The sequence below is a fragment of the Pedobacter sp. Bi27 genome, assembly GCF_918698255.1.
GTDB lineage: Bacteria > Bacteroidota > Bacteroidia > Sphingobacteriales > Sphingobacteriaceae > Pedobacter.
The window spans coordinates 1-3,863 of sequence record NZ_CAKKMW010000017.1; the positions used below are offsets into that span (position 1 = coordinate 1).

Sequence of the window (3,863 nt, forward strand, 5' to 3'; positions counted from 1 at the left end):
ATTTGGCACCGACCTACTCTCCCACGTGTTACCGCAGTACCATCGGCTCTGGTGGGCTTAACTTCTCTGTTCGGAATGGGAAGAGGTGGACACCACCGATATAGGCACCTAAATTTCTTTATTTGAGCTGAAAGGATAAAGCTCAAAGCTTAAAGCTACCGTATTCCGCTTTAGTCTTTAGTCTTTTAGCTTTCCGCTTAAATGACATATTATTGAAAGAAGTTATTATGAAGAACAAACAACAGTCTGTTTGCTTTGAAAGCTTCGGATGATTAGTACTACTCGACTGTGGTGTCACCACCTTTACATCTGTAGCCTATCAACGTAGTAGTCTTCTACGGTCCTATATGGAATTCTCATCTCGTGGCTAGTTTCGCACTTAGATGCTTTCAGCGCTTATCTATTCCCAGCGTAGCTACTCTGCAATGCCCCTGGCGGAACAACAGATTCACTAGAGGCTAGTCCAACCCGGTCCTCTCGTACTAAGGTCAGCCCCACTCAAAATTCCTACGCCCACAACAGATAGGGACCGAACTGTCTCGCGACGTTCTGAACCCAGCTCGCGTGCCACTTTAATCGGCGAACAGCCGAACCCTTGGGACCTTCTCCAGCCCCAGGATGTGACGAGCCGACATCGAGGTGCCAAACCTCCCCGTCGATATGAGCTCTTGGGGGAGATCAGCCTGTTATCCCCAGCGTACCTTTTATCCTTTGAGCGATGGCCCTTCCATGCAGAACCACCGGATCACTATATCCGTCTTTCGACCCTGATCGACTTGTCTGTCTCACAGTCAAGCAAGCTTATGCTATTGCACTCCGCGTACGGTTACCAAGCGTACTGAGCTTACCTTTGAAAGCCTCCGTTACCTTTTTGGAGGCGACCACCCCAGTCAAACTACCCATCAAACAATGTCTCCCACATTATGGGATTAGACACCGAATACAGAAAGGGTGGTATTTCAACGTTGGCTCCACGACGCCTAGCGACGCCGCTTCAAAGCCTCCCACCTATCCTACACATCCTGTATCCAATGTCAATGTTAAATTGTAGTGAAGGTGCATGGGGTCTTTCCGTCCCGTTGCGGGTACCCGGCGTCTTCACCGGGACCACAATTTCACCGAGCTCATGGCTGAGACAGCGCCCAGATCGTTACACCATTCGTGCAGGTCGGAACTTACCCGACAAGGAATTTCGCTACCTTAGGACCGTTATAGTTACGGCCGCCGTTTACTGGGGCTTCGATTCAATGCTTCTCCTTGCGGATGACATCCCCTCTTAACCTTCCAGCACCGGGCAGGTGTCAGGCCTTATACCTCATCTTTCGATTTTGCAAAGCCATGTGTTTTTGTTAAACAGTCGCCTGGGCCTTTTCACTGCGGCTTACATTGCTGCAAGCGCCCCTTCTCCCGAAGTTACAGGGCCATTTTGCCGAGTTCCTTAGCCATGATTCACTCGAGCACCTTAGAATCCTCTTCCCGGATACCTGTGTCGGTTTGCGGTACGGGTTTTTATAACCTGAAGCTTAGCGGTTTTTCTTGGAAGTCTGATTACCTGCGCTATCCGCTTACCCGAAGGCTTGCGGTACTATCGACTTTCAGCTAGATCGGCGGATTTGCCTACCGTTCTAATACCTACTGTCTTTAACGATCTATTCCGTCAGATCGCGGCAGTGTCACTACTCCGTCCCCACATCGCAGTTATAAAAAGTACTGGAATATTAACCAGTTGTCCATCGAATTTCCCCTTCGGGTTCTCCTTAGGTCCCGACTGACCCTGATCCGATTAGCGTTGATCAGGAAACCTTATCCTTTCGGTGGGCGGGTTTCTCTCCCGCCTTATCGTTACTTATGCCTACATTTGCTTTTCTAGAAGCTCCAGCACCCATTACCAGATACCTTCGCTGCCGCTAGAATGCTCCCCTACCGATATATTTCAATCCCATAGCTTCGGTGAACAGTTTAATGCCCGTTTATTATCCATGCCCGATCGCTCGACTAGTGAGCTGTTACGCACTCTTTAAATGAATGGCTGCTTCCAAGCCAACATCCTAGCTGTCTGTGCAATCGGACCTCGTTAGTTCAACTTAACTGTCACTTGGGGACCTTAGCTGATGGTCTGGGTTCTTTCCCTCTCGGCGCGTGACCTTAGCACCCCGCGCCTCACTGCAGATCATATTTCATAGCATTCGGAGTTTGTCTGGATTTGGTAGGATTTGACTCCCCCGCACCCAATCAGTAGCTCTACCTCTATGAAACTTAATATCCACGCTGTTCCTAAAAACATTTCGGGGAGTACGAGCTATTTCCCAGTTTGATTAGCCTTTCACCCCTACCCACAGATCATCCGGAAACTTTTCAACGTTTATCGGTTCGGTCCTCCAGTACGTGTTACCGCACCTTCAACCTGTCCATGGGTAGATCACAAGGTTTCGCGTCTACCCCCTCTGACTATACGCCCTATTCAGACTCGCTTTCGCTTCGGATCCGTGCCTGAAGCACTTAACCTTGCCAGAGAGGAGTAACTCGTAGGCTCATTATGCAAAAGGCACGCCGTCACGCAACTTGTACGCTCCGACCGCTTGTAAGTACACGGTTTCAGGTTCTATTTCACTCCCCTGTTCGGGGTTCTTTTCACCTTTCCCTCACGGTACTGGTTCACTATCGGTCTCTCAGGAGTATTTAGCCTTACCGGATGGTGCCGGCAGATTCCCACAAGGCGTCTCCGACCTCGCGGTACTCAGGATACTGCTAGGCCAGCATTCTATACGTGTACCGGGCTATCACCGTGTATCGCTGGGCTTCCCATCCCATTCCACTTCTGTTTGCTGATGCCATGTTGCAGTCCTACAACCCCAGTCATGCCGTAACAAGACTGGTTTGGGCTCTTTCCCTTTCGCTCGCCACTACTTAGGAAATCATTGTTATTTTCTCTTCCTCTGCTTACTTAGATGTTTCAGTTCGGCAGGTTTGCTCATTATATGTGACATGTCTTCAACATGCCGGGTTGCCCCATTCGGAAATCTTCGGATCAATTCCTATTTGCAAATACCCGAAGCTTATCGCAGCTTATCACGTCCTTCATCGCCTCTGAGAGCCAAGGCATCCCCCGTGTACTCTTTATTACTTTCTTCTACTCATACGCCTTTTGCGCCGTATGGTATGCTTTTTTTGCTCTTGTTATGATGTCTCATACCTTCCTTTGAGTTGCCTCTTGGGTCGGTGAGCACAAACACAACAGTCGCCTATTGTTGTTTGCTCTTCTTTTTTAACTTCTTCCAATATGTCAAAGAACTTTACCAAGGTCAAGGTAGAGGGTATAAAGGCGGAGGGTTTCATTGTCCCCGGCCTAAGCCTTTAGCTTATCCTAGTTAGTAAAAAACTGCGGTCTCGAACCGTTTCATATATAGCTTTATATATGTGCCCCATGGCGTTTTCTTCTTTTCTTAATCATGTCAATGTATATTATCTATCCCGATAATAAGGGGGTATTCCTGTTTTTTGAAAGCTTTCTGCTTTGGTCTTTAAGCGCTAAAGCTCAAATGTGGAGAATAACGGAGTCGAACCGTTGACCTCCTGCGTGCAAGGCAGGCGCTCTAGCCAGCTGAGCTAATCCCCCAAAAGGATTCAAATGTGTAGTCCCGTCCAGATTTGAACTGGAGACCCCTACATTATCAGTGTAGTGCTCTAACCAGGCTGAGCTACGGGACTTTGCTTTTGGCAGCATCTGTATGCAGTATATAGTATCTTACCGCTACCGCTTTCCTTTGCTAACCTCAGCTGAGATCCGTTATGCTTGTACCTTTATAGGCCGCACTCCGTTGTCTTCTGGGTGTTTCTTTTTTCTCTTTTTAGTATAAAGTATC

2 tRNA genes and 2 rRNA genes are annotated in these 3,863 nt (G+C 48.3%); all 4 read right to left on the reverse strand.

What is annotated here, in order from left to right:
* Positions 1-112: ribosomal RNA gene (gene rrf / locus LQ227_RS25485) — 5S ribosomal RNA — on the reverse strand.
* A gap of 141 nt (positions 113-253) precedes the next feature.
* Positions 254-3,130, reverse strand: a 23S ribosomal RNA gene (locus tag LQ227_RS25490).
* A gap of 412 nt (positions 3,131-3,542) precedes the next feature.
* Positions 3,543-3,616: transfer RNA gene (locus tag LQ227_RS25495), tRNA-Ala, on the reverse strand.
* Between the two features lie 17 nt (positions 3,617-3,633).
* Positions 3,634-3,708 (reverse strand) — tRNA-Ile (locus LQ227_RS25500).
* Positions 3,709-3,863: the final 155 nt, after the last annotated feature.